General features: G+C 56.0%; 2 protein-coding genes. One reads left to right on the forward strand and one right to left on the reverse strand.

The genetic code is table 11. The annotated features are described in order from the left end of the window. The coding region (locus tag ACGYK9_RS19410) for a hypothetical protein (RefSeq protein ID WP_394415362.1) at nt 1-312 on the reverse strand (312 nt) is incomplete at its 3' end. Between the two features lie 407 nt (nt 313-719). Here ACGYK9_RS19410 and ACGYK9_RS19415 point away from each other — a divergent pair. Beyond that, nucleotides 720-1,015: FAD-dependent oxidoreductase (locus ACGYK9_RS19415; RefSeq protein ID WP_394415365.1), on the forward strand; the 296-nt coding region annotated here is incomplete at its 3' end.

The following is a 1,015-nucleotide window of genomic DNA, read 5'->3' on the forward strand; positions in this document are numbered from 1 at the left end:
ATTGGCAAGGAACGTGACAACCGCAGGGTAGTAGCGCAGCAGGTCCTTCCATTCCGCAGCCCGTGCATCCAAATCGTAAAATTCCTCGGGAACGTCGGACAAAGCATCGGCGAGAGTGAGGCCCGAGGCGGCGAACTCTTTTTTTAGCATGGTCGCAACCACTGCTAACGTGCCGAGCGTGACATAGAAGTCACTATACGCCTCATAGACATTACCGGCAGAGCCTTTCGCAAACGCGTCAAAGAGACCGTCGTGGTTGCGCAGGTAAAACACCTCCTCCCCATCGCGGTAAAAACCAATATCCAGTCCCATCTGTGTATCCTTTCCAGTTTGATGGTTCAGGTTGAGCGGCACTTGCAGCGCCTAAAAATAAACTGGGAACGATTTTGGGGGGCCGATAATGAAATCCTGCACTTTAGCCAAAAAAGTTACACCGCGCCCAAAAGGGTGAGGCCAACGCAAAGCTACAGCGGTGGGGGGCCATCCCTCGACGCCATCCAATTGCGGCGCAGCATCAAGATCGAGCGGCCGGTTTCAGAACTTTGATGAGCCTATAGCTGGTGCACCGCGACGCGCCAAAAAGCGCAGACATAATGTGTCTTCGCGGGGCCGCGCAAAAGCCTGCTTTCCTGCGCTGCTTTGTCCCGAGCCGTTGCGATCCGGGTAGAGGCCGTGCAACTACCGCGCATAGCCTGAACGACCTTCTACGGGAACAAAAAATGCAAATCACTGAGCCGTCCCGCCAAATCGATGTCTTACATACCACGGATGTGCTCGTTGTCGGCGCAGGCCCGGGAGGCTTGGCCGCAGCTCTGGCTGCTGCACGTGCAGGGGTTGATGTTACGCTGGTGGAACGTTTCGGTTGCTTTGGGGGCAATATCACGACCGTGGGCGTGGAAGGCTTTGCTTGGTATCGCCATGAGAACACGATTGAAGCAAACGGTATCGGGCGCGAATTTGAAGAACGAGCCAAGGCGATGGGAGCCGCTGTCCCCGAAGCCCAGTCCCTCAGCTA

Origin of the sequence: Sulfitobacter sp. 1A15258 (assembly GCF_043557045.1) — a bacterium.
In the GTDB taxonomy this organism is placed as follows: Bacteria; Pseudomonadota; Alphaproteobacteria; order Rhodobacterales; family Rhodobacteraceae; genus Sulfitobacter; species Sulfitobacter faviae.